We start from the raw sequence: 26,761 nt of genomic DNA, 5'->3' as shown, positions 1-26,761 counted from the left end.
ATGTCAGAACAGAGCAAGGTCTCCGCCAATTTCTCGAGCCTCCCCGTGATCCTGTTGCTCGGCCTCGTCAGCCTGCCGCTGGTGCTGATGTACGCCTATCTTCTGCTCGATACGGTGAGCAATTCCGAAGCCGGTTCACTCATCCCCAGCGAGTTCACGCTGGAACATTGGAGCTTTCTCTGGCAGATGAAGCCGGGCAAGCCAAACATCTGGCTCGTCACGCTCAACACCTTCATCTTCGCAAGCTGCATCACGGCGGTCATCCTGATCGTTTCCTCCATGGCCGGCTACGTGCTGTCGCGCCTGAACCTGCCGGCTCGCGGCTTTTTCCTCGCCGGTGTCATGGTGCTGCATGCCTTCCCTTCGGTGACGCTGATCATCGCGATCTTCATCGTCCTCCAGTATATCGGCCTCTACAATTCGCTTGTTGGCGTCATCCTGGTGAAGTCGGCGATCGACCTGCCGCTCGGCATCTGGCTGATGAAGGGGTTCTACGACACCGTGCCGTGGGAGATTGAGATGGCCGGCATCGTCGACGGCGCCTCTCGCTTCGCGGTCTGGCGCAGGCTCGTGTTGCCGCAGATCAAGCCGGCGATCATGGCGCTCGGCCTCTTTTCCTTCCTGACCGGCTGGAGCGAGTTCATCCTGCCACAGGTGCTGGCGCCAGGCGCGCACGTGCAGGTGCTGTCGGTCTACCTTGCGAGCCTGATCGCCGACGACAATAATTTCGATTTTGCCACCTTCAAGGCCGTAGGCGTCTTCTACGTCATCCCGGTCCTGATCCTTTACGTCTTCTTCCAGAAGCATCTCATGAACATCTACGGCGGAGGCACCAAGGGCTGATGCGTATTCTGCTCGACAAATTTTCGAAAAGCTTCGGTGCCACCAAGGTCATCGAGGACATGGACCTCAATGTGGGGTCCGGGGAGATGCTGGCGCTGCTCGGACCGTCCGGCTGCGGCAAGTCCACGACGCTGTTTGCCATCTGTGGCATCCACCGGCCGACCTCCGGCCGCATCCTGTTCGGCAACAGGGACGTCACCAGCCTCTCGAGCCAGGAGCGCAACGTCGGCGTCGTCTTCCAGTCCTATGCACTCTACCCGCATATGACCGTGGCGGAGAATATCGGTTTTCCGCTGACCGTCCGGCGGATGACCGCGGCCGAGATCAACAAACGGGTCGCGGAGATCGCGGCACTCGTCCATATCGACAACCTGCTCGACCGCAAGCCGTCGCAGCTTTCCGGCGGTCAGCAGCAGCGCGTAGCACTCGCCCGTGCGCTAATCCGCCGCCCGGACGTGCTCCTTCTCGACGAACCGCTCGCCAATCTCGACGCCAAGTTGCGTCTCGAAATGCGCTCGGAAATCCGGCGCCTCCAGAAGGAAACGGGCATCACCGCCATCCTCGTCACCCACGACCAGGTGGAGGCCATGTCGATGTGCGACCGTATCGCCATCATGAAGGCGGGCGAGATCGTCCAGATCGCCACGCCGTCGGAAATGTACAACGATCCGCGCACGGCCTTCGTCGCGGGCTTCCTCGGAAACCCGCCGATCTCCTTCCTCACGGGCAGGGCGAAGCAGGGGGCTTTTGCGCTGGATGATGGCGGCCTGAAGCTGCCGCTCGCGGCCCTTTCCGGCATCCCGGATGGTACGGCACTGACGCTCGGCATCCGCCCCGAGCATTTCGGTATTGGCGGTGACGTGCCGGTTGAAGGCAAGGTGACCTTCGCCGAAACGCAGGGCCGTGAAAATCTCTATGACGTGGTGCTGCCGGACGGTTCCGCGCTGCGCTCGATCCAGCCGGCGCGCAGCGACGTAAAGCCGGGAGACAGCGTGCGCTGGAGCCTCGATAGCAAGGCGGCTCTCGTCTTCGGCGAAGACGGCCGGAGGCTCTGATCATGCGGGATTTGAGCGCCCTTTTCCGCAAGTTCGGCTGGCCGGAACACAGGGGGAAATTGCCTTTCTGCATCGGCCACCGGGGCGCCAGCGGCCATGAGCGGGAAAACACGCTCGCCGCCTTCCGCCGGGCTGCCGAACTCGGCGCCGAGATGTGGGAACTCGACACGCAGATGACCGCCGACGGCGTCGTGGTCGTCTCCCATGACGATCATCTGGAACGCGTCTTCCAGAAGGACCTTCACATTTCGAAGATGACCTTCGCGGATCTGCGCGAAGCGGTTCCCGACGTGCCGAGCTTTGCGGAAGTGGCAGCCCTCGGCCGCGAGACCGGCTGCGGGCTTTATATCGAACTCAAGCGGCCGGGTACCGGCCCGCTCTGCTGGCGGCACCTGAAGGAGATGGGGCAGCGTTTCGCCTGCCTCGGTTCCTTCGATGTCGCCCAGGTGCGCGAGCTACGCGACATGGGCTGCGACTATCCGCTCTCGGTACTCGTCCGCGTCGGAGCTGATCCGCATGCGCTCGGCGAGGAATCCGGCGCCGATATCCTGCATCTCTGCTGGGAGCGCGCGAGCGACTCACCGCAGGAATTCGTCACCCGGGAACTGATCGAAAGAGCCTTCGCCGACGGTAAGGAACTGGTGCTCTGGCATGAGGAACGGCCGGATGTACTGAAGGACATCATGGCGCTGCCGGTCCTCGGCATCTGCACTGACTTGCCGGACCTGATGCGCCCGAAGGAAGGAAACGGCCTTTCCCGCGAGCCCCGCCGGGTCACGTCCTTCGACGTGGCGCGTGCGGCGGGCGTTTCCCGTGCCGCCGTGTCGCGTGCCTTCACACCCGACGCCAGCGTCTCGGAAAAGACCCGGCAGAAGGTCTACCAGGCGGCCAAGGAGCTCGGCTACCGGGTGAATTATCTCGCTCGCAGCCTGACCAACAAGCGGTCGGATTTCGTGGGCCTGGTCGCCGCGGGGCTCGACAACCCGTACCGTACCCAGCAGCTCGAACATCTGGCGCGCGCGCTGATTGCCCGAAACTATCGACCGATCCTGCTGCCGACCTCGGAGGAGGCCGATAGCGCGACCGTTATCGGGCAGTTGCTGCATTATTCCGTCTCCGGCGTCATCGTCACCTCCGACGCACCGCCATCCCATATCTTCGAGGAATGTGCTGTCGAAGGCGTGCCGATCGTCCTGATCAACAAGGGTGAGGACTTCCCCTTCGTCGATCGAGTGGTTTCCGACGATCGCATGTCGGGCTACACGGCCGTCGATCACCTCATCGAAACCGGTGCGAAGAAGCTCGCAGTAATTGCCGGCAAGACGGTCTCCTATTCATCGCGCCGTCGGGCCGAGGCTTTCCAGAGCCGCTGCACAGGTCTTGGAATCGAGGCGCCACTGATCCCGGTTGCGATCAACGATTACCGGCACGGCCACGAGGCGGCGGAAAAGCTGTTGGACATGGGCATAGACGGCGTCTTCTCCGTCAACGACTACATGGCCTGCGGCGTGCTCGATGGACTCGCCAAGGCGGGCCGGGGCGACGGATCGGTCAAGGTCATCGGCCACGACGACATTCCCCAGGCAAGCTGGAGCGCCTATGAACTCACCACGTTCCAGCAGCCCTGTGACGTGCAGGCGGAACAGGTGATCGACCTGCTCACCAGCCGCATGTCCGAACCGGATGCCGTCGCGCGAGTGGAATTCACCCCCGTGACCCTGATCAAGAGAAGAAGCGCATAAAAATGTCGTTGCAATTCGAGAGTTCATCCCTTCGGGCTCGATGCGAGGCGGCTGCCGCGATCGCGCGGCAGGTCGGCCAAGATACAGCTCGCTTCCGGCTGGAGGCGCTGCCGGACGCGTTGGGAATCGAGAACAAGGGACCGCAGGATTTCGTGACGATCGCCGACCGCCGCTCGGAAGAGGCGATCCGCAACGCCCTGCTGGCGGCCTTTCCGGAGGATGCCTTCATGGGCGAGGAGGGGGGCGGGCAATCCGGCGAGAGGGGGACCTGGGTGGTCGATCCGATCGACGGCACGACGAATTTCATCCGCGGCTTCCGCCATTGGGGCGTGTCGATCGCCTTCGTTGCCGGCAGTGAGATCCTGATCGGCGCCATCTACGATGCAGCGCAAGACAAGGTGTTCCACGCGATCCGCGGGGAGGGCGCCTTCAAGGAAGGCCAGCCGATCGCAGCCGCGAAGACTATGGACCCGGCCCAGGCAATCGCCGTCCTCGGCCACTCGCGCCGTACCGATTTTGAGGATTACATCGCCGTCTCACGCCGTCTCTACGAGCGCGGCATCGATTACCGCCGAATGGGGGCGGCGGCGATCGGCCTCATCCGTGTCGCGGAGGGCATTTCCGATCTTTATTACGAGCGGCACCTCTCGGCCTGGGACATGCTGGCCGGCGTACTGATCGCAAAGGAAGCCGGCGCGACAGTCGCCGTGCCACCGCTCGACCGGCTGCTTCACCGCGGCGGGCCGGTGGTCGCATTTGCACCCGGTCTCGGGAATGAATTCTCCTTCCTGATCGAGATGGAAGGGCTTTTGGCGGCACACCAGGACGGGGGAGCCTGATCAGGCGGCTATGACCTGGTTCCAGGCAAGTGGGGCCAGTTCCTCGCGGAACGCGAAGCGGACCAGATGGGATTCGATTACCTCTTTTGTCCGCGAGAGCTGCTCCTCGTCGGGCGCGGTGGCCGTCACCGTCAGGCCCGCGCCATCCGCATCGAGAATGCCCTTGCCCATCGCAAACGTGCATTCGCCGTGTGTCGGGGTAAAGCTCACCTCGATCTTGTGGGCGAAATGTTTGCAGAGCTGCTGGAGATATTTCGAACCATGTTCGGTTTTCACGGCGGCAGTCGCCTGAAGCATGTGGATCTCCTTTATATGATTTTATTTCTCCACTTATAGGCGGTGGCGTAGCGCCTGTCATCTCCTGAGCCGATCACGAAATCCGGATGGCTTGACCGGCGCCATCCCGAGGTCGGATTATAGGAGAAGAGCCCTATCCGGGTTCCCGTCACCTCTGCTAAGTGAAGTTCATGCCATCTGACGACCGAAAGAAAAGCCGTGTCACGCTTCTCGATGTGGCGCGGCACGCCAATGTCTCGCGCGCCACCGCTTCACTCGTGATCCGCAAGAGCCCGCTGGTCGGTGCTGAAACGCGGGCACGCGTCGAAGCCGCGATGCGAGAGCTCGGCTATGTCTACAATATGGGGGCGGCTCGGCTTCGTGCGGAACGCAGCCACACGGTCGGCGTGATCGTCCCGAACCTCACCAATCCGTTCTTTGCGGAACTCCTGTCCGGCATCGAGGCCGTGATCGATTCAGCCGGCATGGTCGTGATCCTGGCAAACAGCGGCGATCTTGTCGAACGGCAGGACATGGTCATGCGCCGCATGCGCGAACACGGCGTCGACGGCGTCATTCTCTGCCCGGCGGCGGATACTGCGCCGGAATTCGTCGAACGTATCGGTGAATGGAACCTACCGCTTGTGCAGCTGCTTCGTCATGTTTCGAAAGATGTCGATTATGCCGGGGTGGATTATGCCGCTGGCATGCGGCAGGCGGTGGATTACCTTGCGTCCCTCGGCCATCGCAAGATTGCCTTTGCTGTCCACGGGCCGATCCATTCAGCCTATCTGGAGCGTATCGAGGGCTTCCGGGAAGCCATGGTCTCACGCGGTTTCGATCCGGGCATGATCATCCGGGTTCCATACCAGACGGCAAGAATTCCTGGCTCGGCTCATCTGCTTTTCGACAAGGCAGAAAAGCCCACGGCGGTCATCTGTTTCAACGACGTCGTGGCCCTCGGTCTGTCAGCCGGGCTTCACGACCTCGGGCGGGAAGTGGGTGAGAATTTTTCGCTGGTCGGGTTCGATGACGTGGCGGAAGCCGAGGTGATGCGTCCACGCCTCACGTCCGTCTCCACCGGCCCGGTGACGATCGGGGAGAACGCCGCCCGGCTTCTGCTCGACCGTCTCATCGATCCAATGCTCCCACCTCGCAGGGTTGTGAAGGAAACGCAGCTTCATATCCGCCAGTCCTGTGCACCGCTCGCCGTGACCACCCTATAATAAACACCCAAGGGTGGTTGACGCCCGTTGGAAAAGATTTTAGATCGATCTAAATGGGCGTGCGCCACAGAGGAGTGGACCCCGTTCGACAATGATTGGGGAGGTCCCAAGTTGTACAATTTCAACTTCGAGCCCGTGTTCTCGGGCTTCGATCAGCTCTTGCTCGGCGCTTGGCTGACGATCCAGCTCTCCTGCGCGGCGATGATTCTCGGCCTGATCGTCTCGGTTCTGTGTGCGGCCGGCAAGACTTCCGGGGTTGCGCCGCTGCGCTGGCTGATCGATGCCTATATCGAGGTCATCCGCAACACGCCCTTTCTCGTGCAGATCTTCTTCATCTTCTTTGGCCTGCCGTCGCTCGGCCTGCGCCTGACGCCGAACAGCGCGGCACTTCTGGCGCTTGTCGTCAATTTCGGCGCCTACGGCACCGAGATCATCCGCGCCGGCATTGAATCGATCCAGAAAGGGCAGGTTGAGGCGGGCACGGCACTCGGTCTCTCCAAGCTGCAGATATTCCGCTATATCATCATGAAGCCGGCGCTGCGCACCGTCTATCCGGCGCTGACCAGTCAGTTCATCTACCTGATGCTGACCTCCAGCGTCGTCTCGGCAATCTCGGCGGACGACCTTGCGGCCGCCGGCAACGACCTGCAATCGGCGACCTTTGCGAGCTTCGAGGTCTATATCGTCGTCACGCTGATCTATCTCGCCATGTCCGTCGGTTTCTCTGCGATCTTTTCGGCGATCGAGAAGGCCGCCTTCAAATATCCGTTGAGCCGGTAGGGGTAGGATATGCTGATCAGACCTTTCGGCTGGAACGAATTCTGGATCATCGTCATCGCGGCGCAATGGACGATCGCGCTCTCGGCGATCGCCTTTGCCGGCGGCGGTATCGGCGGTCTCGTCATCGCACTGGTGCGTGTCTCCGATTCCAAATGGCCGCGTCTCGTCGCAACGGGCTTCATCCGCGTCTTCCAGGGCACGCCGCTGCTGATGCAGCTTTTCCTGGTCTTCTTCGGGCTCAATATCTTCGGCCTCGGCATCAACCCCTGGATTGCCGCTGCAATCGCCTTCACGCTGCATGCGAGTGCATTTCTGGGCGAAATCTGGCGCGGCTGCATCGAGGCAGTGCCGCCCGGACAACGGGAAGCGGCGACGGCGTTGGGCCTACGCTACTACAATCGCATGCGCTACATCATCCTGCCGCAGGCTTCCCGCATCGCGGTCGCGCCCACGGTCGGCTTCTTGGTGCAGCTCATCAAGGGCACGTCGCTTGCGGCGATCATCGGCTTTACCGAGCTCACTCGCCAGGGACAGATCATCAACAACGCGACCTTCAGCCCGTTCCTCGTGTTCGGAACGGTCGCCGCGGTCTATTTCGTGCTGTGCTGGCCGCTTTCGGTGCTCGCGCGGCGCATGGAAACCAGATTTTCCCGGGCGACGACACGCTGACGGGACCCGAGCCGGCGGGAGGAAGCCGGCATAACAGAAAGGGTAGGAAAAATGAACATTTCCAGACGCATAGTAGTGGCCGCGATCGGTGCAGGCCTGATGATGGGCGCGATGGCCTCGACGGCCGCGGCGCAAACCGTCGAAAGCATCAAGGCTGCCGGAACGGTCAAGATCGGCATGTTGGTCGACTTCCCGCCCTTCGGCATCATGAACACCGGCAACGAGCCGGACGGTTATGACGCGGACGTCGCCAAGCTGCTCGCCAAGGAATGGGGCGTGAAGCTGCAGATCGTTCCGGTCACCGGCCCGAACCGCATCCCCTACCTGCAGAGCAACCAGGTCGACCTGCTCGTCGCCTCGCTCGGCATCACCGAGGAGCGCGCCAAGAGCGTCGATTTCTCCGAACCCTATGCCGGTATCTCGATCGGCGTCTTCGGAGCCAAGGACACTGCCGTTTCCAAACCGGAGGACCTTTCCGGCAAGACGATCGGTGTTGCCCGCGCCTCGACGCAGGATACAGGAGTGACCAAGATCGCGCCGAAGGATGCCAAGATCCAGCGCTTCGATGACGACGCCAGCGCCGTGCAGGCCCTGCTGTCCGGTCAGGTGGAATTGATCGGTGTGTCGAACGTCGTCGCCGCTCAGATCGAGGCTGCCGCTCCGGGCCGTTTCGAACAGAAGCTTCAGCTCAGCCAGCAGGTGCAGGGCATTGCGGTGCGCAAGGGCTCGGCTGAGCTGTTGACGGCTGTCAACACCTTCATCGACAAGGTCAAGGCCGATGGCGAACTCAGCAAGATTCACGAGAAGTGGCTCGGCACGCCGCTGCCGGATTTCGTCGCCAACGCCAAGAAGTAAAAAGTAGAGATTGAAGGGAGTTCCTCGCATGAATGAGGTTACAGCAAACGCATCGGCCGCAGCCAGGCGGGGAGCTTCCGATCTGGCTGTGAACATGGAAGGCGTCAACAAGTGGTATGGCGGCTTCCACGCGCTTAAGGATATCGAGCTTTCGGTCAACCGGGGTGAACGGATCGTCATCTGCGGCCCGTCCGGTTCCGGCAAGTCGACGCTCATCCGCTGCATCAATCAGCTCGAGACGATCCAGAAGGGCCGGATTGTCGTGGACGGCCACGATCTCACCGCCGGCGGAAAGAATGTCGATATCGTGCGGCAGGAGACCGGCATGGTCTTCCAGCAGTTCAATCTTTTTCCCCATATGACGGTCCTGGAAAACTGCACGCTAGCGCCGATGAAGGTGCGCGGCATTTCCCGCGCGGATGCGGAAAAGACCGCCCGCAAATATCTGGAACGGGTGCATATTCCGGAGCAGGCGGAGAAATATCCGGCCCAGCTTTCCGGCGGCCAGCAGCAGCGTGTGGCGATCGCCCGGGCGCTCTGCATGAACCCAAAGATCATGCTCTTCGACGAGCCGACCTCGGCACTCGACCCGGAAATGGTCAAGGAAGTGCTCGACACGATGATCGACCTCGCGAAAGAGGGCATGACCATGCTTTGCGTCACGCACGAGATGGGCTTCGCCCGCCAGGTCGCCGACCGGGTGATCTTCATGGACCGCGGCGAAATCCTCGAAATGGGCACGCCGGACGAGTTCTTCGGCAACCCGAAGAACGAGCGTCTCAAGACCTTCCTTGGCCAGATTTCCTGAGCCGCAGCCATTCAAGATACGGAGTTCCGGACGTGAAACCAGATATCCTGCTCGTAGAACCGATGATGCAATTCATCGAGGATCAGCTCGAGGCGGCCTACACGGTGCGCCGGATGTACGATCCGGCACAGAAGGCGACGCTGGAAGCGGCACTGCCGAATATCCGCGCGGTCGCGACCGGCGGCGGCACCGGACTTTCCAACGACTGGATCGAGAAGCTGCCTTCGCTCGGCGTCATCGCCATCAACGGCGTCGGAACCGACAAGGTCGATCTGAAATTTGCCCGCAGCCGCAATGTCGACGTGACCACGACGCCCGGCGTGCTGACCGACGATGTCGCCGATCTGGGCATCGCGCTGATGCTCGGCGTGCTGCGCCATATTGCCAGGGGTGACGCCTTCGTGCGCGAGGGAAAGTGGGGCAAGGAGGCTTTCCCGCTCGGCACGAGCCCGAAAGGCAAGCGGGTCGGCATTCTCGGCCTCGGCCAGATCGGCAAGGCCTTCGGCCACCGCGCGGAGGCCTTCGGCATGGAGGTGCGCTATTGGAACCGTTCGCCGGTCAAGGACACGGCCTGGAAGTCCTGCGCCTCGCCGGTGGCGCTGGCGGAAGACAGCGACGTGCTTTGCGTCATCGTCGCGGCGAATGCTGAGACCCAGAACATTGTCAATGCCGAGGTGCTGAAGGCTTTGGGACCGAAGGGTATTCTGATCAATATCGCGCGCGGCAGCGTTGTCGACGAGGACGCGCTGCTCGTAGCGCTGAACGATGGCACGATTGCCGCCGCCGGTCTCGACGTCTACCTCAATGAACCGCGTATTCGCGAAGACTTCTTCACAGCCCCGAACACCGTGCTGATGCCGCATCAGGGCAGCGCAACCTATGAGACGCGGGTCGCCATGGGCAATCTCGTGCTTGCCAATATCGCTGCCCACTTCGCCGGTGAAAAGCCGCCGACCACCGTGAACTGAGCCGGAGAAAACAATGATCATTCGACAGGCCTTTTTTGAAGGCACGATCCATGCCGGCAAGGAAGAAGAGTTCAAGACCTACGTCGCCGATAAGCTGATGCCGCTGTGGCTTTCCTTTCCCGGCGTGAGGGAGGTCCGCGTGCTCTACAATATCGAGCGGGATGAAGGCGCGCCGCGCTATCCCATGGTGCTATCCACCATGTATGACAGCCGCGAGGCGCTCACTGCCGCGCTCGAATCTCTGGTGCGCTACGAAAGCCGGGAAGTAACCAAGGGCCTGCTCGAAATGTTCGACGGCCGCATTCATCACCACGTCTTCGACCTCGCCCTGAACTGAACACCGGCGCGCCGCCTTCCGCGCCCGGTTATGAGGCAAGGAGAGGGAAGCCGCCTGAGGCGACCCTCGGCTACAAAACGGTGCGCACCCGCCAGAGTTCAGGGAAGAGTTCCACCTCCAGCATCTTCTTCAGGTAGTGGGTGCCGGATGTGCCGCCCGTCCCGCGCTTGAAACCGATCACACGCTCGACCGTGGTGACGTGGTTGAAGCGCCATCGGCGGAAATAATCCTCGAAGTCGACGAGCTTTTCCGCAAGCTCGTAGAGTTCCCAGTATCGGCCGGGAGCGCTGTAGACCACCCTCCAGGCCTCCAGTACCTTCTGGTTCTCGCTGTGCGTCATGCGCCAATCCGTGCGAGCCCCATCCTCGCCGATATCGAAACCGCGCCGGGCAAGCAGCATCAGCGCTTCGTCGTAAAGGCTTGGCTGTGCAAGGATGCCTTCCAGCATGGCGATGATGTCCGGCCGGTGCGAATGCGGACCGAGCATTGCGAGGTTGCGGTTCCCGGCCAGGAATTCGATCGCGCGATACTGATAGGACTGGAAACCAGAGGACTTGCCGAGCGAAGCGCGGAATTCGGTGTATTCGCTGGGCGTCATGGTGCGCAGCACGTCCCAGGCATTGTTGAGCTGTTCGAAGATGCGGGCGACGCGCGTGAGCATCTTGAAGGCCGGCTGAGGATCGTCGCCGCGGATCGCGGCGATTGCCGACGTGATCTCGTGGATCGCAAGCTTCATCCACAGCTCCGAAGTCTGGTGCTGGATGATGAAGAGCAGTTCGTCATGCGCCCCGGAAATCGGCTTCTGCGCATTGAGCACTTCCCCGAGGTGCAGATAGTCGGAATAGGACATCTGTTCGCGGAAGGACATTTCCGCGCCGTCTTCGGCAGGATCGTAGGGTTTTGTGCTCATATGCGCGGCATCTCTTGTGTCTGGCAGTTCCAGGTCCCCTTGTGCCGGAGGTTTCGGCAAATATCCACCGATTTGATCGACGGGCTGGCTATCTGTCCATGCTGTCAAAAAATGCCTATATTTTGGGCTGGCATGGGGCTTGTATAAAAAATCACTCCATGTATGATTTTCCAAATCGAAAATTATTTTCCAAACCGATAACGGAGAGGGGTTGAGATAGATGTCATCGATGGTTTCCTTGATGCGTATGGCCGCATTTGTGACGGGCATCGCGCTGCCGGTTTTCGCCAGCGCGCAGGAGAAGCTCGTCATCTCGGACTGGGGCTATGCCAATGATTTCCTCGTTCCGAAGGTCTACGAACCCTTCGAAAAGGCCAACAACGTCAAGATTGTCATCGAGACTGGTGGGGCACCGGAACGCCTGAACAAGGCCCGCATCCGCGGCGGTGTCGATATCATTTACCTGACCGACAAATTCTCCCAGATCGGCATCGACCAAGGGGCCTTCGACAAAATCGACGCCTCCAAGCTCGCGAACTTCGATGAACTCTACGACGCCGCCAAGCACCCGCAGGGCGATTACGGCCCGGCTGTCACCTTCGGCCGCTACGGCATCGTCTACGACAAGACGCGCACCGCTACGCCGATTACGTCCTGGTGCGACCTGTGGCGGCCGGATTTCAAGGGCGCCATCGCGATGCCCGGCTTCAACACGACCGGCGGCCCGTCCGTCGTCATGATGGCAGCGAAATGCGCCGGCACCGATGCCTTCAGCGATCCTGATGCGGCCTTCAGGAAGATGGCGGAGCTGAAGCCGAATATCGTCAAGACCTTCAGCTCCGGTTCGGAACTCACCAACCTGCTCTCCACCGGCGAGGCCTTTATCGGACTCGCTCAGGATTATGCCTTCCCGGCAATCAAGGCCGCCAATGCGAATATCGGCTGGGCCGAGCTGAAGGAAGGCGACTTCGCCATGATGAACACGATCAACATCCCGGCCAATTCGAAGAACAAGGAACTGGCGCTGAAGTTCATCGACTGGCAGATCAGCAAGGATATCCAGCAGATCTCCTCGATTGCCCTCGGTGGCGGCCAAGGCCCCGTCAACAAGAATGTCGAGCTGACGCCCGAACAGGCCTCACGCCTGGTTTATGGCGAAAAGGCGGTCACGAGCATGCAGACCAATCCGTATGAGAAGCTGCTCGCGGTCAATGCCGACTGGGAAAGCCGCTGGAACACGGTGTTCGGGCAGTAATTTGTCGCACAGTCCGTCAATCATCCGGCGTCTTAGCGTCATCGGGCCATGGGTGCTGGTTCTGCCGGCGTCCCTGGCCCTCCTGCTGCTGCTCGTTCTTCCCGTGGCCGGCACGCTGATGGAGAGCTTCGGCAATCCGAAGGGGATCTGGGAGAATTACCGGCTCTTCTTTTCCAGCAGCTATAACCGCGCCGTTCTGATCCGCAGTTTCTGGATCGCGCTCCAGGCAACCGCCGTGTCGCTCGTCGCCGGCTTCTTCGGCGCCTACATGATCGCCAATTCCCGCCCGGGCCTGAAGCGGGTGCTGCTGATCGTCTCGGTCTTCCCGCTTCTGACCGGCGTCGTCGTGCGCTCCTTTTCCTGGATGGCGATCCTTGGCCGCAACGGCATCGTCAATACCGCGCTCATACAGCTTGGCCTGATCGACCAGCCTCTCAGCCTGCTTTTCACGCAAGGTGCGGTGATCGTGGGCCTCGCCTATCTCTTCACGCCGCTGATGATCCTGTCGCTGGTCGGCGTGCTCGAGACCATCGAGGACGACCTTTATCTCGCCGCCGAATCCCTTGGCGCCAGCCCTTTCGGCGTCTTTCGCCAGGTCACGCTGCCGCTGGCGGTGCCGGGCATGATCGTCGGCTCCGTGCTCGTCTTCACCGGCAGCCTCGCGACCTTCGTAACGCCGCGGCTTCTCGGCGGCGAGCCGCAGATGACGCTGGCGACGCTCCTCTACCAGAAGGCCATGATTTCCTTCGACTGGGAGGCGGCCAATACCATCGCCGCGATCATGATGGCCGTCACCATTCTCTGCGTTTTCCTGATGGGCTGGCTCGTCCGGCGCGCCACATCCGCGAGGGTTGCGCAATGAACCGCCGCAAGCTCCACCCGCTGATGCAACTCGCCGGCTGGCTGGTGATGCTGTTCCTGATAGGCCCCGTGGTGATCGTGCTCGGCACCTCGGTCAGCGACACCACCTATCTCGCCTTTCCGCCGAAAGGACTGACGCTGCGCTGGTTCGAAAACGTCTTCGCCCAGGACAGCTTTCTGTCGACCTTCGCCATCTCCATGCAGGTCGCGGCGGGCGGCACGCTGCTGGCGCTGGTGCTCGGCCTTGCGGCAGCCTATGCGCTCGCCCGCTACCGCACGACGATCCCGGCCTGGTACGGATCGGTCTTCTTCCTGCCCTTCTTCATCCCGGAAATCGTCTTCGGCTTTTCGCTGTTGAAAACCCTGATCGTGCTTTTCGAGCTTCCGGTCATGCCGTCACTCATCCTCGGCCATGCAATCCTCTGCCTGCCCTATATGGTTCGGGTCATCGGCGCGAGTCTTGCAAGCTTCGACTTCTCGATCAAGGAGGCCGCCGTCAGCCTCGGCATGCATCCGGTGCGCGCCTTCTGGACGATCGTGCTGCCCAATATCCGCTCAGGGATGATCGCCGGCGTGGTGCTCGCCTTCATCACCTCGCTCAACGACATGGCGGTGGCGCTGTTCCTGACGGGGCCTGGGATTTCGACGCTGCCGATCGAGGTCTTCACCTATGTCGAGCAGTTCTTCGACCCGACGGTCAGCGCGGTTTCAGTGCTTCTGATGGCGGTCACCACCATCGTCATGATCCTGATCGAGCGCAGCCTCGGGCTGTCCAAGACCATCAAATAGGAGCCGAAATGGCCGATCACGCCGTTACATTGGATAATGTCGTTGCCCATTATGGTCGCACCCAGGTCCTGCACGGATTGAACCTTTCCGTCGGCGAAGGCGAACTGGTCTCGCTGCTCGGTGCCAGCGGCTGCGGCAAGACGACGACACTGAGGCTGCTCGCCGGCTTCATTCAGCCGACCAGCGGCGCCATCACCGTCGCCGGGCGCGACATCACCGATCTTCCTCCCCACAAGCGGGATGCCGGCATCGTCTTCCAGAACTATGCCCTGTTTCCGCATCTGACGGTCGCGGACAATGTCGGCTTCGGGCTCAAGCAGCGCAGGGTGCCGGTCGCCGAGCGCGAGGCCCGCGTCAAGGCCATGCTCGCCCGTGTCGGCCTTGCCGACTATGCCGACCGCTTGCCGGCCGCGTTATCAGGCGGCCAGCGTCAGCGTGTGGCGCTCGCTCGGGCACTGGTGATCGACCCGCCGCTTCTGATGTTCGACGAGCCGCTCTCCAACCTCGACGCCAAGCTTCGGATCGACATGCGCGTCGAGATCCGCGAGTTGCAGCGCGCCAACCGCCGCACCGCGATCTACGTCACTCATGACCAGGAAGAGGCCTTTTCGATCTCGGACCGCGTGGCGATCATGCATGCCGGCCGGATCGTCCAGCTTGACACGCCGGAAGTCCTCTACACCCGCCCGGTCAATGCCTTCGTGGCGCGTTTCGTCGGCTTCGACAATCTGCTGCCCATGACCGTGATCGCCCGCGACGGTGACGCGGTCACCGTCGAGACGGTCGGCGGCACACTTCTCACGCTATCGCTGGGCATGACCGGTCCGCTCCCCGATCGCTTCCTGGTCGGCGCCCGGCCGGAAGGGCTGGAAATCGTCTCCGCGGGACCGGAAACGATCCCGGGCAAGACCCATACGCGTTCCTATCTCGGCCGCGCCTACCAGTACAAGGTCGATACCGCGCTCGGCGTACTCACCGCCAACGCGCCGCTTGCCCACGACCACGGGCAGGACAGCGCCGTCGGCCTGAGGCTGAATTTCGAACATTGCTGCATCCTGCCGTACGAGGAGAACTGACCATGGCGCGCTCGATGGTGGTCGCGGCCGCACAAACGGGGCCGATTGCAAGACAGGACAGCCGTAAACAGGTCGTCGCGCGGTTGATCGCGCTTTTGCAGGAAGCGGCGGCCCGCGGCGCCGAACTGGTGGTCTTTCCCGAACTGACGCTGACGACCTTCTTTCCCCGTTGGCATCTGACTGATCCAGCCGAGATCGATGCCTTTTTCGAGCGCGAAATGCCCGGACCGGAGACGCTGCCGCTCTTCGAGGAGGCAAAACGCCTGCAAGTGGGTTTCTATCTCGGCTATGCCGAGCTTGCCGTCGAAGAGGGCAGGACCCATCGCTACAATACCGCCGTCCTCGTCGACCGGGCCGGCGCGATCGTCGGCAAGTATCGCAAGGTCCATTTGCCGGGCTGGGACAGGCCGCAGCCGGACCTTCAAGCCCAGCATCTTGAAAAATACTATTTCGAGCCCGGCAATTACGGCTTCCGTGTCTGGAAAACAATGGGCACGACGATCGGCATGTGCATCTGCAACGACCGGCGCTGGCCCGAGACCTACCGGGTGATGGCGCTGAAAGGTGCCGAGATGATCCTGGTGGGCTACAATACGCCCGATGACCATACCGGCAATTTCGATTTCGACAGCCTGACGCTGTTCCACAATCAGTTGTCCCTGCAAGCGGGCGCCTACCAGAACTCGACATGGGTCGTCGCCACCGCCAAGGCCGGACTAGAGGAGGGCTCGAACCTGATCGGCCAGTCGATGATCGTCGCACCGTCCGGGCAGATCGCGGCAATGGCGACTTCCACGGAGGATGAAGTTGTTGTGGCAAAGTGCAATCTCGATATGGCGGCCCTCTACCGCAAGACGATCTTCGATTTCGCACGCCACCGCGAGCCGGACCATTATCGCCTGATCGTCGAAACCAGGGGGCCGATTGCGGGCGCAGAGAACGAGACCTGAAAACGGGAGGGAGGAACCCGGAATGAATGATCCAGGACAACATGCGGCGCCGACAAACGACGATGCAGCCGCCGTCGCGCGTATTCTGTCGGACCTCAGGAAGGCGAACAACTGGACGCTGTCCGAGGTTTCCAGGCGAACCGGCGTCTCCATTTCGACGCTGTCCAAGATCGAAAACGGCCAGAGCCGCCCCGCCTACAGCGTGCTGACCCGTCTTGCCTCCGGCCTCGACATCGATTTTGCCGACCTGCTGGGCGGCGAGCCGCCGCAGGCGCGCTTTTCCGGCGCCGCCCGCGCCATCACGCGCGCGGGCAGGGGCAAGCATTTCGGTAGCGAGATGGGGCTTTACGAAATGCTGGCGACCGATCTTGCTGCCAAGTCACTGCAGCCGATGGTCATCGATATCCAGCCGCGTGACGACGACAGTCCGAGCGTCAGGAGCGCCCACTCCGGCGAAGAATTCGTCTATGTGCTTGAAGGCGATGTCGTTTTCGAGATGAATCCTTATGCGCCCGTTGTGCTCGCAGCCGGCGATTCCGCCTATTTCGACGCGGCGATGGATCACGGTTTCTATGCGGTCGGCCCGAAACCCGGCCGCATCCTCTCCATCTGTTTTGCCGGTTCGGCACCGAAGCCGACGGAAAGCCTGGAAGCAAAATGATAAACGCGAAATCCGAAGTCCTTATCCGCCAGAAGCTGACGCTCGTCGCCCTCGGCAAGGCCCCCGCCGATCGCATCCTGCGTGTCGGCAGGCTGCTCGATACGGCAACCCGCACCTGGGCCGAGAACCAGGAAATCGTCATCAAGGGCGATCGCATTGCCTATGTCGGCCCGGCCGGTTCCTGGCCGGGAACCGCCGATGCCATCGTGGACCGGCCGTCGCTGATGGCCATCCCGGGGCTCGGCGAAGTGCACAAGCATATCGAAAGCTCGCACCTGACGCCCGAATGGGAGGCGGCGCTGGTTATGCCCCGCGGCAATACATGGACATGCGAGGCAAGCCACGAATTCTCCAATGTGCGCGGCTCCCGCACACTCGAATTCTGGATGGCTGCGCGCCAGCACGGCTCGCCGCTCAAGATCTTTCCTCTGCCCGGCTCGGCGGTGCCGCCAACGGCCTATGAACATGGCGGCGGCTGGTTCGGCTATGACGAGCAGAAGGCCTTCCTGAAAGACAGCCTGATGGTCGCCGGGTTGGACGAGGTCATGGACTGGCCGGCCGTGTGGAACCCCGAAAACGCATCTCACGCGCGGCTTTGGAGCATGATCGAGGCCACGTTCGAGGCGCGCGGCGTCGTCGAGGGCCATGCCGCCGGGCTGAAGGATCTGCCGACCATCAACGCCTTCGCGGCTGCCGGTCTCGCCTCTGACCATGAGGCATGGACCGCTGAGGAGTTCTGGGACAAACTCTCCCACGGGCTCTTCATGGAACTTCGTCCGCATTCCATGCCCGACGTCATCAAGGGCCTGCTTCAACGCGGCCTTTCCGACTGGTCGCAGATCGCCTTTGCCACCGACGACCGCAGCGCTTCCGAAACCCTGCAGAAGGGCGCGACCGACTATAATGTCCGGCTCGCCATCCAGTCCGGCCTTGCACCGGAAATCGCCATCCAGTGTGTTACCATCAATCCGGCGCGGCACATGCGCCTCACCCCCTGGGTCGGTTCGATCGCTCCGGGCCGTTTCGCCGATATCGCGCTGCTCTCGGACCTCGAGAATTTCGAGATCGCCGAAGTCTGGGCCGACGGCAGGCAGGTCTCGAAGGGCAGGGACTATATTCTGCCCGTGCCGCATATCGACTGGCCGGAATGGGCACGCAATACGGTGCAGATCGGTGGCGAGCTCACGGCCGCGGATTTCGCGATCGAGGCTCCCGCCGGCCGTACCACGATGATGGCGGCCGTCTTGCGGCCCTTCCATTGGGAAGACAGTTTCCTCACCTACGAACTGCCGGTGGAAGAGGGGAGGGTTCAGCGCGATACGGACCGAAACATCACCAAGTTCGCCATCGTCGACCGCTTTTCCGGCAAGAAGTCGCTTTCGAAAATGTTCTGGGCGGGGACGGGACCGCGCACGCCCGATTGCGCGCTGGCAAGTTCTCTCGCCCATGACAAGCACAATGTCTGGTGCGTCGGCTCCTCCGACGAGGCCATGGCAATCGCCGTGAATGCGCTTGCCGAAATCGGCGGCGGCTGGGCTCTCGTGCGGGGCAACAAGGTTGTCGCCACGGTGCGCTACGAAGTGGCCGGGCTGATGTCGTCCCGTTCGGCGGAAGACCTGGACGCTGACATGCAGCGTCTCTATGCCGAGGGCGACAAGATCGACTGGATGTTCGAGCCCTCGTCCTCGCCGCGGTGGTGGGCAGGCTTTCCCGAGCGGCTGGCCTTCGCCACGCTTACATGCGCGCCCTGGCGCTGGGTACTGGTGGCGCCTTCCGACGACGTGCCGCAAGGCCTCGTCAATGTTGCCACCGGCGAAACCCATCCGATTGTCTGGTAAGGAGGGCGCCATGCACGACCCATTGAATGTTTCAGCCGATGGCGTGCGGAAAGCCTTTGCCGGTGCTGAAAACCTTCAAACGCCTTGCGTCGTGGTCGATGAACCGCGGCTCGACGCCAATATCGCCCGCATGCAGTCGATCGTTGATAACCAGGTGGAACTGCATCCGCACATCAAGACGCACAAATCGGTGGCGCTTGCCAGGCGGCAGCTTGCGGCCGGAGCCCGTGGCATCACCGCCTCTCATGCCGCCGAAGCCGCCGTTTTCATCCGGGCGGGTATTTCGCCGGTCACCGTCGCCTATCCGCTGGTCGCGTCAAGACAAGTCGTTGGCCTCTTGAAACTTGCGGCCGATCACGATGCGGAATTGCGCTTCATCGTGGACAGCAGCTTCGGGCTTGATGTCCTGGAACAGGCCGCGGCCGAGACGGGCAGGGCAGGCGGCGTGTTCCTCAAGATCGACGTCGGCCTGCACCGCTGTGGCGTCGATCCGGAGAGCTCCGAAAGCCTCGTGCAGGCGGACAGACTGGCGCGCTCCAAGCACCGCTTCATGGGGCTGCTCTCCCATGCCGGACACGCCTATGGCGCCGGCAATCCAGACGGCGTCCGCAAGGCCGCGACTGACGAACGCGAGACACTGCTGCGCTTCCGCGAGGCCTTGCGTGGCAGCGGGATCGACGTGCCGCGCATCTCGATCGGAAGCACGCCGACGATGCTCTGCAATGACGGCTTTGAGGGCATCGACGAAGTCCGGCCCGGCAATTACGTCTTCCTCGATCTCACGGCCGTCAGGCTCGGAATCGCCACGCGCTCGGAGATTGCGCTGGCGGTCGCAACAACGATTATTTCGGCCAATCGCGACTTCTATATCATCGATGCCGGTTCGAAGACGCTGAGTTCCGATCTCGGCCCCCACAGCGTCGGTACCGGCACTGCCTTTGGGGAAGCCTGGTCGGATGAGCTCGAAACACCGTTGATCGTCACGCGGCTCTCCGAAGAGCACGGCATGGTCGCGCGCGGCGCGACCGATCTTGCGATCGGCGACCGGCTGCTCATCTATCCGAACCACTCCTGCGTCGTCGTCAATCTGGCTGCCGGGTTGCACCTTGTCGGCGGAGGAGAACAGCGTCGGCTGGCCATTGATGCCGCCGATAACCGCATACGCGCCCAAGGCGATGGCGAAGATCGGGATTAGCATCCGAGGCCTATCGGAACAGAACGGCAGACCATTTCGATAAGGCGGCGTAGGCGCTGGTTCTGAGTGGAGAGGTGGAGGTTCGGCAATCCGCCGCGGCCGAACCTCTGCGCGGCCGGGTCTCCCTAACCCGTCAGGCCGCGATAGATGGCGGGCAAGGCTGCCGGCAGCTTCGAAATGTTCCCGACAACCGCATAGCCGTTGCGGCCGAACATCGTCGGCAGATAGGATTTTGCGTCCCTGTCCACGGTTACGGCGAACACGTTTACACCCTGGCGGCGCGCTTCCTGCACGGCGCGGCGACTGTCCTCCAGCGCGAAACGGCCCTCGTAGTGATCGATGTCGTTTGGCTTGCCGTCGGTCAGGACGAGAAGCAGGCGCGTCCGGTTGGGGCGTTTTGCCAGTTCGGAGGTCGCATGTCTCATGGCGGCTCCAAGGCGTGTGTAATATCCTGGTTTCAGACCGGCGATGCGATCCTCGACACCCGGAGAAAGCCGTTCATCGAACCCTTTTACGGTCTCGATCCGCACCCAGGAACGGCGTCGCGACGTGAAAGTCAGGATGGAGTGATCCGTGTCGCAGCCGGTCAAACCTTGCGAGAGGACGAGAAGTGCTTCCTTCTCGACGTCCAGGACCCGTCGGTTATCGATCCACGCGTCGGTGGAAAGGGAGACGTCGACGAGGATGGTGACCGTGAGATCGGGGCTGCGCGGCTGACTCGTGATGTGGATACGGTCCGTGCCCTGTCCGCCGGCCACGAGGTCGGTCCGGCGCCGGACAACCGCATCGAGATCGAGTTCCCCTCCGTCAAGCTGCGATTTGAGGAGTTCCTGCCGGGGGCGCAGGATCTCGAACTGCTTGCGGACCTTCCTGACCAGTGCCTTCGTATCGTCGGACATTAAAAGGCGATCGCCGGAGGCCGCGACCGGAACGGCGAGAACCCGGCAATGGTTCTTCAGATAGGCGGCCTTCCGATAATCCCATTCGGGATAGGTCAGATCGGCGGCGATTTCCTGGAGGTCGACCATTTCGGGCGGAAGGTCGAGATCGAAGCGGAAACGGGATGACGGGCGCTCCCGCCGATGCCCGAGGACCATCTCGTCGAGATCCTCGGCAGCCTTTCCATCCTCATCGGGCGTATCGTCGGTCGGCCGGTCGACATTGACCATTTCGGCCATTGCCAGGATCTTTTCGAAACGGTTGAGGATGAAGGGGCTCCGGTCGGAACGCTTCTCGTCTTCGCGCTCCCGTTGGGCACTAAAACGGCGTCCTCCATTCGATCCTTGCGGATCGCCGAGCGGGGCTTCCGAATCTGTGGCCGAGGAGCGGCTTTCTTCCTGCTGGAAGAATTCCGGCCAGAGCGGCACATCCATCATCGGCTGATAGCCCGGCGGGGCATGGTGCGGGAATATTGCTTGGGGCAGATCGTCGGGCAAGCCAGCGCCGGTGCGAAGAAGGCTCACGATCCTGTTTTCCAGAAGCTGTTCGACCGCCGGAAGCTTGCCGCGATGGCGTTCCGCAAGTGTTGCCGCGCAAAGGCGCCGATAGGCCGGACGCAGCCCGGGGAAAGCGGCTAGGGCGGCTTCCACGTTGGTCGTGGAAAGGTGCAGCCGCTCAAGATCGCGGATAAGGGGATCGGTCGACGTGGGCTGTGCCGCCGGCAGCATGGCCACGGCGGCGGTCAACCAGATGAACAGCTCGCGGTTGAGGGTGCGATCGGGAAAGAAGTCGATGACCTCCGGCAGCATTGCCCGTGCAAAATCCCGGCCGGACCGGGCAAGCCGCTCCTCGCCCAGCCCGACGAGCTGGCGAAGCTTCAGCCGATGTTTGGACGTGCGCTGATGGGCAGCAACGAGCTGGACGGCGTGATCGCCGCCGAAGCCGCGGAAGCAGGAGGCGAGCATCGGCTTGATCTCGTCCAATGCGACCGCGTGCTCCGGATATCGCGGCGTGCTGCGCGTCTGGCCGACCAGCCGATGCCAGGCCTTGCCGACGGTTTCTTCCAGTTCGAGGAAGTCCAGCATTGATCTATCCTCAAGCTACGACCGCATTTGCGACTTCGAACAGTGCCGCGCGCACATCCGGATCATCTGTCAGTGGCTCGATCAGGGCGGCACGGATCGCGTCACGCGGCTTCAGGCCGCTTTCGATGAGCGAGGCGCAATAGACAAGCAGGCGCGTCGAAACGCCTTCTTCGAGATCGTGTCCCTTGAGCGCCCGCAGGCGGTGGGCGAGGGTAACCAGCGGCACGACATGCCGCTCCGCAAGGCCGCTTTCTGCCGCAACGATTGCGACCTCCTGTTCCCGGGGCAGGAAATCGAATTCGATAGCGATGAAGCGTTGCTTGGTCGAAGGCTTCAACGTCTTGAGAATATTCTGGTAGCCGGGATTGTAGGAGACGACCAGCATGAATTCCGAGGGGGCTTCCAGCACTTCTCCCGTTCTTTCGAGAGGCAGGATGCGCCGGTCGTCCGTCAGCGGGTGGATGACGACGGCGACATCCTTTCTCGCCTCGACGATCTCATCGAGATAGCAGATACCGCCGCCACGGACCGATCTCGTCAGCGGCCCGTCGACCCATACGGTCTCGCCGCCTTTCAGAAGGAAGCGGCCGGTCAGATCGGCGGCCGTCAGATCGTCGTGGCAGGAGACGGTGGAGAGCGGCAATTCGAGCCGTTCCGCCATATGGCTGACGAAGCGGGTCTTGCCGCAGCCGGTCGGGCCTTTCAGAAGAAGCGGAAGCTGCCGCTTCCATGCCGTCTCGAACAATTCGCATTCGTTTCCTGCAGGAACGTAGTGAGGGACCTGCCCGGCATCTGCGGTTTTGACCTGAGGGTTAGCTTTCATTGGGGTGTCCTTGATCTTTAAAGGGGGAGCAGCTCCATCGGGAGATGGAGCCGCATCGCATCATTCGGCCGGCTGGATGCTTGCGCTGCCCGCAAGGTCTTTCTCGCGTCCAGGGACGAACAGAGCCCAGAGGAACATCAGCGCGGAGATCAGCACGAAGACACCCGAGCCGAGGCGGACCCAGTAGAAGATCGCCAGCTGGTCCTGGACATCCATGTAGCCTTCGCCCAGGACGCGCTGGAGATGCACCTGGAGGACGCCCGCGAAGGTCAGCGCGAAGGTCATCACCGACATGGCGGTGCACATGATCCAGAAGCTGACGATCGAGAGCCACTGGTTATAAGGGCTGCGACCCCGGATCTCCGGAACCGCGTAGGCCATGACGGCGAGGTTCAGCATGACGTAAGCGCCGAAGAAGGCGAGGTGGCCGTGGGCCGCGGTGACCTGCGTGCCGTGGGTGTAGTAATTGACCGACGACAGCGTATGCAGGAAGCCCCAGACGCCCGCTCCGAAGAAGGCCATGACCGAGCAGCCGATCGACCAGAGGAGGGCGGCGCGGTTCGGATGCTTGCGGCCGGCTTTCCAGGTCATCACGAACGTGAAGATGACCATGGTGAAGAAGGGCGCCACCTCAAGCGTCGAGAAGAGCGAGCCGATCCACTGCCAGTAGCCCGGCGCGCCGATCCAGTAGAAATGGTGGCCGGTGCCGAGAATGCCTGAGAACAGGGCAAGCCCGACGATGACATAGAGCCACTTCTCGACGACCTCGCGGTCGATGCCGTTGAGCTTGATCATCAGGAAGGCGAGGACCGAAGCCATGATCAGTTCCCAGACCCCTTCGACCCACAGGTGAACGACATACCACCAGTACATCTTGTCGAGAGCCAGATTGGCGGGGTTGTAGAAGGCGAACAGGAAGAAGATCGCGACACCCCAGAGGCCGAAGACCAGGATGTTCGTAACGACCGTCTTGCGACCTTTCAGCACCGTGAGTGTTACGTTGAACAGGAACATGAGCGCCACCACGACAATGCCGACCTTGATGACGAACGGTTGTTCGAGGAACTCGCGGCCCTCATGGATCTTGAACATGTAGCCGACGACGGCGACCGCTGCGGCAATCAGGAAAATCCAGAACTGGGCGATAGCCAGTTTCGGGCTGAAGAGTTCCGTCTCCGTCTCCTCGGGCAGAAGGTAGTAGGTCGCGCCCATGAAGCCGATGAGCAGCCATACGATAAGCGCGTTCGTATGGATCATGCGTACGATGTTGAAGGGCAACAGTTCCGAGAGCGTGTTCGGCAGGACGTAGATCGTGCCCGCCAGAACGCCGAACAGGACCTGAGCGATGAAGAGGCCGAGCGCGCCGTAGAAATACAGCATTGCGACCTTTTGCGTCTGATATTTCATGTGTCTTTCCTTCCCCTCAGATCAGCCGGCATCGTTCGGCGGCCAGTTCTGGGTCTTGATCTTGCTGGTCCATTCGAGGAAGTCGGCCAGATCGTCGAGTTCCTGTTCCGTCAGATTGAACTGCGGCATCTGCCGCCTGCCTTCGATGCCGCTCGGTTGTGCGGCCATCCATGCTTTCAGGGTGGCGCGGGCGGTGTCCGGATCTGTATCGCCGCCCCAGCGCTTCCACACATTGCCCACTTCCGGCGCGAAATAGGCGCCTTCACCGAGAAGCGTGTGGCAGTTGATACAGGAGTTCTTCTCCCAGACGTGCTTGCCGTGCGCGACGGAATCCGTCAGCGTGGCCTCGTCCGTGGAGGTGGTTCGCATGTAGTAGTGGCTGTGGGCGGTGAGCCCCAGAAAGATTGCGAAGAAGAACGCGGAGCCGCCGTAAAAGACGTTGCGTGCCCCGGTCTTCGTGAGGCGTTCTGCCATCCTGATGTCCCCTATGTGCGGATGCCTTTGGCAAATTCGGGAGTCGAGCCGCAGATGCGGACGATGGCCCGTGGGAGCTTCTATGCGGGGATTCCGGGATGGGTTCTTTGCGCTTTCCCAAACAAAAAGTCGGAGCTTCGAGAGACCGCGATCTCAAAAGGCGAGGGCCGGCTTTCCCTGGCGCCGGTAGGGAGCAACGACGAACGCGCCTGCGGGTCAGGGCACGCACCGGCTTGAGAGTGGAGCGGAGGTTTGCCTAGAGAACAGCCGCCAGCACGACCTTGCCCAGGGAGAGAGCCGCGAAGAACATCGGCCAGATCATCAGCGCACGGGCCAGAAGAGGCCGCGTCCCACGCAGGCTCATGAAGTCGAGCACGATGAGCCGCGCTTTCGCGACCGTCATGACCAGGATGACGGTGAACGCGATCATCGGGATCGCCTCCTGCTTCCACTGGGCCGCGATCAGCGCGCCAACGATGCCGAGCATCAAGACCCAATTCGCGCTGCCGAAGAGTTTCGAATCGTTCATTCCGGCCTCCCGACCCTAGCTCAGATAGATCAAGGGGAACATCACCAGCCAGACGATGTCTATGACATGCCAGACAGTCGTCAGGATGACGATTGTCGAGCGCTCCAGTCTGATCGCCGCCAGCACGAAAAGAGCCGCTACGAAAGCCACATGCGCCAGGTGGAAGCCGGTGATGAGAAAATAGAGTTCGAAAAAGGTTTGAAGGTTCTCACTGCCGGCAGCTGTCCATTCGGAACTGTACTCGACGAATTTCAACGCCACGAAAAGGAAACCCAATGCCGCGGCGAGCAACAGGAAGAGGCGCTGTCGGCCGGGTTTATCCTGCGAGTTCGCGGCCAGCGCCGCCTGCCAGCTGCTCGCCAGGAGCACGACGGTGTTGAATCCCGCCAGCCGAGGGGTGAGGTGGAGCTTTGCAAGCGCAAAGCTTTCCGGGTGAAGCATCGACATGATGAGATAGCCGATCAGCAGGATGCCGAATGCTGCAAGTTCCCCCCAGACCAGGACCCAGAGAAGAAGGTCGCTGCCTTCGTCCGCCTCGTCGGGCGCCGGGATTACCGCCATTCTCATGTCTCCGTTATTTTCCGGGCAGAAGATGAAGGCAAATCAGGCGCCGCTCTTTGTCATATCGCAAAGAAACGAGAGATGGAGGGCTTAGGATCAGGGCAAAACCAAGGATTTGTCATGTCTGATGCTCAAATCGGCCTCGTGATGGCCGCTCCGATCATTGTCATATTCGCCATCGCGCTGAAGCGCATGGGGGTGCTGCAGGGGTACAGCTCGCTGGCGGCAGTTGTCTTTTCAGTTGCCATAGCCGGCGTTCTCTTCTGGCAACAGTAGCAGTCCTGCCATGCCGGAGTTCCTGTTGGCGTTTACGGCGTTCATCGCCCTGCACTCCATACCGGCGGTGCCGCGGATCCGTGGCACGCTGATCGAATGGATGGGGCACGGAAGTTATATCGCCGCCTATTCCGTCGTTTCCACCGCGGCTCTTGCCTGGCTTTTCCTTTCCGCCCTGAGCCTCGATTACGTGGAAGTCTGGCAGCCGGAGCCATGGCAGGCCTGGTGCACGCTCCTGCTCTCGCCGATCGGGCTATTCCTGGTTCTGGCCGGCCTTTTCAGCCGGAATCCCTTTTCGATCTCGTTCAGGAAGAAAGGTGAACCGGACGCCATCGTGGCCGTGACGCGCCATCCGGTTCTATGGGGTTTTCTGTGCTGGTCGATCGGGCACATCCCGCCCAACGGAGATCTGCGTTCGCTCCTCCTGTTCGGCGGCTTCGCCGTCTTCTCTGCCGGCGGGTTCCTCATGCTCGAAAGAAGGGCGCGTCGCGCATCCGAAGCCACATGGCCGGTGGCCTCTTCGCAAAGTTCCGTCATTCCCTTCGCGGCAGCCATCAAAGGGCGAACCAGGCTCAGGATCGACAGGCCGATGGCCGTGGCCATCCTTTTCACCGTCGTGCTTGTCTTCTGGCTTCTTGCGGGAGGGCATGCCGCCCTGATGGGCGCGGATCCGCTTGTTTTCCTTCGAGCTTGATCACGTTCTGACGAGGCGCGCTTCAGCCGTCGATCCTGGT

Annotated in this window: 29 protein-coding genes and 1 pseudogene; 22 read left to right on the top strand and 8 right to left on the bottom strand. The window is 61.7% G+C overall.

All coding sequences use genetic code 11. From position 1 onward, the window contains the following. From J2046_RS12170 to J2046_RS12150, 5 genes and pseudogenes are all read left to right on the top strand, one after another. Nucleotides 1-843, top strand: coding sequence for a carbohydrate ABC transporter permease (locus tag J2046_RS12170; protein WP_210052048.1), 843 nt, complete (start codon nucleotides 1-3; stop codon nucleotides 841-843). Then, nucleotides 843-1,898 carry an ABC transporter ATP-binding protein gene (locus J2046_RS12165; RefSeq protein ID WP_210052045.1) on the top strand — a complete coding sequence of 352 codons (1,056 nt, stop codon included), beginning with the start codon at nucleotides 843-845 and terminating at the stop codon, nucleotides 1,896-1,898. The genes J2046_RS12170 and J2046_RS12165 overlap by 1 nt, the downstream gene beginning before the upstream one ends. Beyond that, a pseudogene (locus J2046_RS12160) lies at nucleotides 1,898-2,644 on the top strand (glycerophosphodiester phosphodiesterase); the annotation flags it as partial. The gene J2046_RS12165 and the pseudogene J2046_RS12160, both read left to right, overlap by 1 nt. Further along, nucleotides 2,627-3,640, top strand: coding sequence for a LacI family DNA-binding transcriptional regulator (locus J2046_RS12155; RefSeq protein ID WP_210052192.1), 1,014 nt, complete (start codon nucleotides 2,627-2,629; stop codon nucleotides 3,638-3,640). The pseudogene J2046_RS12160 and the gene J2046_RS12155, both read left to right, overlap by 18 nt. Nucleotides 3,641-3,642: 2 nt before the next feature. After that, nucleotides 3,643-4,479, top strand: coding sequence for an inositol monophosphatase family protein (locus tag J2046_RS12150; protein ID WP_210052043.1), 837 nt, complete (start codon nucleotides 3,643-3,645; stop codon nucleotides 4,477-4,479). Here J2046_RS12150 and J2046_RS12145 read toward each other — a convergent pair whose 3' ends face one another. Next, nucleotides 4,480-4,776 carry a DUF2218 domain-containing protein gene (locus J2046_RS12145; RefSeq protein ID WP_210052040.1) on the bottom strand — a complete coding sequence of 99 codons (297 nt, stop codon included), beginning with the start codon at nucleotides 4,774-4,776 and terminating at the stop codon, nucleotides 4,480-4,482. A gap of 170 nt (nucleotides 4,777-4,946) precedes the next feature. Between J2046_RS12145 and J2046_RS12140 the strand changes: the two genes are divergently transcribed. The 7 genes from J2046_RS12140 (at nucleotide 4,947) to J2046_RS12110 (ending at nucleotide 10,398) form a co-directional block, all read left to right on the top strand. Continuing rightward, entirely contained in the window at nucleotides 4,947-5,981 is a 1,035-nt protein-coding gene (locus J2046_RS12140; protein ID WP_210052039.1) for a LacI family DNA-binding transcriptional regulator, read from the top strand. A gap of 111 nt (nucleotides 5,982-6,092) precedes the next feature. Beyond that, the gene (locus tag J2046_RS12135) at nucleotides 6,093-6,761 is read left to right on the top strand and encodes an amino acid ABC transporter permease (RefSeq protein WP_210052037.1); all 669 of its coding nucleotides are present in this window, start codon (nucleotides 6,093-6,095) and stop codon (nucleotides 6,759-6,761) included. A gap of 12 nt (nucleotides 6,762-6,773) precedes the next feature. Continuing rightward, nucleotides 6,774-7,430 carry an amino acid ABC transporter permease gene (locus J2046_RS12130; protein ID WP_210052190.1) on the top strand — a complete coding sequence of 219 codons (657 nt, stop codon included), beginning with the start codon at nucleotides 6,774-6,776 and terminating at the stop codon, nucleotides 7,428-7,430. Between the two features lie 51 nt (nucleotides 7,431-7,481). Beyond that, on the top strand, nucleotides 7,482-8,285 hold the full coding sequence (locus J2046_RS12125) for a transporter substrate-binding domain-containing protein (protein WP_210052035.1): 804 nt from the start codon (nucleotides 7,482-7,484) through the stop codon (nucleotides 8,283-8,285). A gap of 28 nt (nucleotides 8,286-8,313) precedes the next feature. Further along, nucleotides 8,314-9,093 carry an amino acid ABC transporter ATP-binding protein gene (locus J2046_RS12120; RefSeq protein ID WP_210052033.1) on the top strand — a complete coding sequence of 260 codons (780 nt, stop codon included), beginning with the start codon at nucleotides 8,314-8,316 and terminating at the stop codon, nucleotides 9,091-9,093. Between the two features lie 62 nt (nucleotides 9,094-9,155). Continuing rightward, the gene (locus J2046_RS12115) at nucleotides 9,156-10,061 is read left to right on the top strand and encodes a 2-hydroxyacid dehydrogenase (RefSeq protein ID WP_210052188.1); all 906 of its coding nucleotides are present in this window, start codon (nucleotides 9,156-9,158) and stop codon (nucleotides 10,059-10,061) included. A gap of 13 nt (nucleotides 10,062-10,074) precedes the next feature. Beyond that, a complete protein-coding gene (locus tag J2046_RS12110; RefSeq protein WP_210052032.1) occupies nucleotides 10,075-10,398 on the top strand; it encodes a hypothetical protein in 324 nt (107 codons plus the stop codon). A 70-nt stretch (nucleotides 10,399-10,468) separates the two neighbouring features. Here J2046_RS12110 and kynA read toward each other — a convergent pair whose 3' ends face one another. Beyond that, nucleotides 10,469-11,308, bottom strand: coding sequence for a tryptophan 2,3-dioxygenase (kynA, locus tag J2046_RS12105; RefSeq protein WP_210052030.1), 840 nt, complete (start codon nucleotides 11,306-11,308; stop codon nucleotides 10,469-10,471). A gap of 220 nt (nucleotides 11,309-11,528) precedes the next feature. On the opposite strand from kynA, the gene J2046_RS12100 reads away from it, so the two are divergent. From J2046_RS12100 to J2046_RS12065, 8 genes are read left to right on the top strand one after another with little or no spacing between them, the layout of a single operon-like run. Then, the gene (locus J2046_RS12100) at nucleotides 11,529-12,563 is read left to right on the top strand and encodes an ABC transporter substrate-binding protein (protein ID WP_210052028.1); all 1,035 of its coding nucleotides are present in this window, start codon (nucleotides 11,529-11,531) and stop codon (nucleotides 12,561-12,563) included. Between the two features lies 1 nt (nucleotide 12,564). Then, nucleotides 12,565-13,425 carry an ABC transporter permease gene (locus J2046_RS12095; RefSeq protein ID WP_233469713.1) on the top strand — a complete coding sequence of 287 codons (861 nt, stop codon included), beginning with the start codon at nucleotides 12,565-12,567 and terminating at the stop codon, nucleotides 13,423-13,425. Continuing rightward, nucleotides 13,422-14,213 (top strand): ABC transporter permease, encoded by a 792-nt coding sequence (locus J2046_RS12090; RefSeq protein ID WP_210052024.1) that lies wholly within the window; start codon nucleotides 13,422-13,424, stop codon nucleotides 14,211-14,213. Before J2046_RS12095 ends, J2046_RS12090 begins: the two co-directional genes overlap by 4 nt. Before the next feature lie 8 nt (nucleotides 14,214-14,221). Further along, nucleotides 14,222-15,289 (top strand): ABC transporter ATP-binding protein, encoded by a 1,068-nt coding sequence (locus J2046_RS12085; RefSeq protein WP_210052022.1) that lies wholly within the window; start codon nucleotides 14,222-14,224, stop codon nucleotides 15,287-15,289. 2 nt (nucleotides 15,290-15,291) lie between these two features. After that, nucleotides 15,292-16,239, top strand: coding sequence for an N-carbamoyl-D-amino-acid hydrolase (locus J2046_RS12080; RefSeq protein ID WP_210052020.1), 948 nt, complete (start codon nucleotides 15,292-15,294; stop codon nucleotides 16,237-16,239). A 22-nt stretch (nucleotides 16,240-16,261) separates the two neighbouring features. Then, nucleotides 16,262-16,900 carry a helix-turn-helix domain-containing protein gene (locus J2046_RS12075; protein WP_210052018.1) on the top strand — a complete coding sequence of 213 codons (639 nt, stop codon included), beginning with the start codon at nucleotides 16,262-16,264 and terminating at the stop codon, nucleotides 16,898-16,900. Beyond that, nucleotides 16,897-18,738 carry an adenine deaminase gene (locus J2046_RS12070; RefSeq protein WP_210052016.1) on the top strand — a complete coding sequence of 614 codons (1,842 nt, stop codon included), beginning with the start codon at nucleotides 16,897-16,899 and terminating at the stop codon, nucleotides 18,736-18,738. The genes J2046_RS12075 and J2046_RS12070 overlap by 4 nt, the downstream gene beginning before the upstream one ends. A gap of 10 nt (nucleotides 18,739-18,748) precedes the next feature. Beyond that, the gene (locus J2046_RS12065; protein WP_210052014.1) at nucleotides 18,749-19,933 is read left to right on the top strand and encodes an alanine racemase; all 1,185 of its coding nucleotides are present in this window, start codon (nucleotides 18,749-18,751) and stop codon (nucleotides 19,931-19,933) included. 125 nt (nucleotides 19,934-20,058) lie between these two features. Here the strand turns inward: J2046_RS12065 and J2046_RS12060 are convergent, their stop codons facing one another. The 6 genes from J2046_RS12060 to J2046_RS12035 form a co-directional block, all read right to left on the bottom strand. Next, nucleotides 20,059-21,957 (bottom strand): nitric oxide reductase activation protein NorD, encoded by a 1,899-nt coding sequence (locus J2046_RS12060; RefSeq protein ID WP_210052012.1) that lies wholly within the window; start codon nucleotides 21,955-21,957, stop codon nucleotides 20,059-20,061. A gap of 10 nt (nucleotides 21,958-21,967) precedes the next feature. Beyond that, the gene (locus J2046_RS12055; protein WP_210052010.1) at nucleotides 21,968-22,780 is read right to left on the bottom strand and encodes a CbbQ/NirQ/NorQ/GpvN family protein; all 813 of its coding nucleotides are present in this window, start codon (nucleotides 22,778-22,780) and stop codon (nucleotides 21,968-21,970) included. 60 nt (nucleotides 22,781-22,840) lie between these two features. After that, nucleotides 22,841-24,187, bottom strand: coding sequence for a nitric-oxide reductase large subunit (locus J2046_RS12050; protein ID WP_210052008.1), 1,347 nt, complete (start codon nucleotides 24,185-24,187; stop codon nucleotides 22,841-22,843). Nucleotides 24,188-24,208: 21 nt separating this feature from the next. Next, nucleotides 24,209-24,661 carry a c-type cytochrome gene (locus J2046_RS12045; RefSeq protein WP_210052006.1) on the bottom strand — a complete coding sequence of 151 codons (453 nt, stop codon included), beginning with the start codon at nucleotides 24,659-24,661 and terminating at the stop codon, nucleotides 24,209-24,211. Between the two features lie 256 nt (nucleotides 24,662-24,917). After that, the gene (locus J2046_RS12040; protein WP_210052005.1) at nucleotides 24,918-25,190 is read right to left on the bottom strand and encodes a cytochrome C oxidase subunit IV family protein; all 273 of its coding nucleotides are present in this window, start codon (nucleotides 25,188-25,190) and stop codon (nucleotides 24,918-24,920) included. Nucleotides 25,191-25,205: 15 nt separating this feature from the next. Then, nucleotides 25,206-25,757 (bottom strand): cytochrome c oxidase subunit 3, encoded by a 552-nt coding sequence (locus J2046_RS12035; RefSeq protein ID WP_210052003.1) that lies wholly within the window; start codon nucleotides 25,755-25,757, stop codon nucleotides 25,206-25,208. Between the two features lie 114 nt (nucleotides 25,758-25,871). On the opposite strand from J2046_RS12035, the gene J2046_RS12030 reads away from it, so the two are divergent. Together J2046_RS12030 and J2046_RS12025 are read left to right on the top strand one after the other, a co-directional pair. Then, the gene (locus tag J2046_RS12030) at nucleotides 25,872-26,027 is read left to right on the top strand and encodes a hypothetical protein (protein WP_200883902.1); all 156 of its coding nucleotides are present in this window, start codon (nucleotides 25,872-25,874) and stop codon (nucleotides 26,025-26,027) included. Nucleotides 26,028-26,037: 10 nt separating this feature from the next. Then, entirely contained in the window at nucleotides 26,038-26,721 is a 684-nt protein-coding gene (locus J2046_RS12025; protein WP_210052001.1) for an NnrU family protein, read from the top strand. Nucleotides 26,722-26,761 lie beyond the last annotated feature (40 nt).

It is taken from the genome of Neorhizobium petrolearium (assembly GCF_017873175.1).
Classification (GTDB): domain Bacteria; phylum Pseudomonadota; class Alphaproteobacteria; order Rhizobiales; family Rhizobiaceae; genus Neorhizobium; species Neorhizobium petrolearium.
Note: the sequence above shows the minus strand (reverse complement) of the source record. Positions and strands in the feature narration are given on the sequence as shown.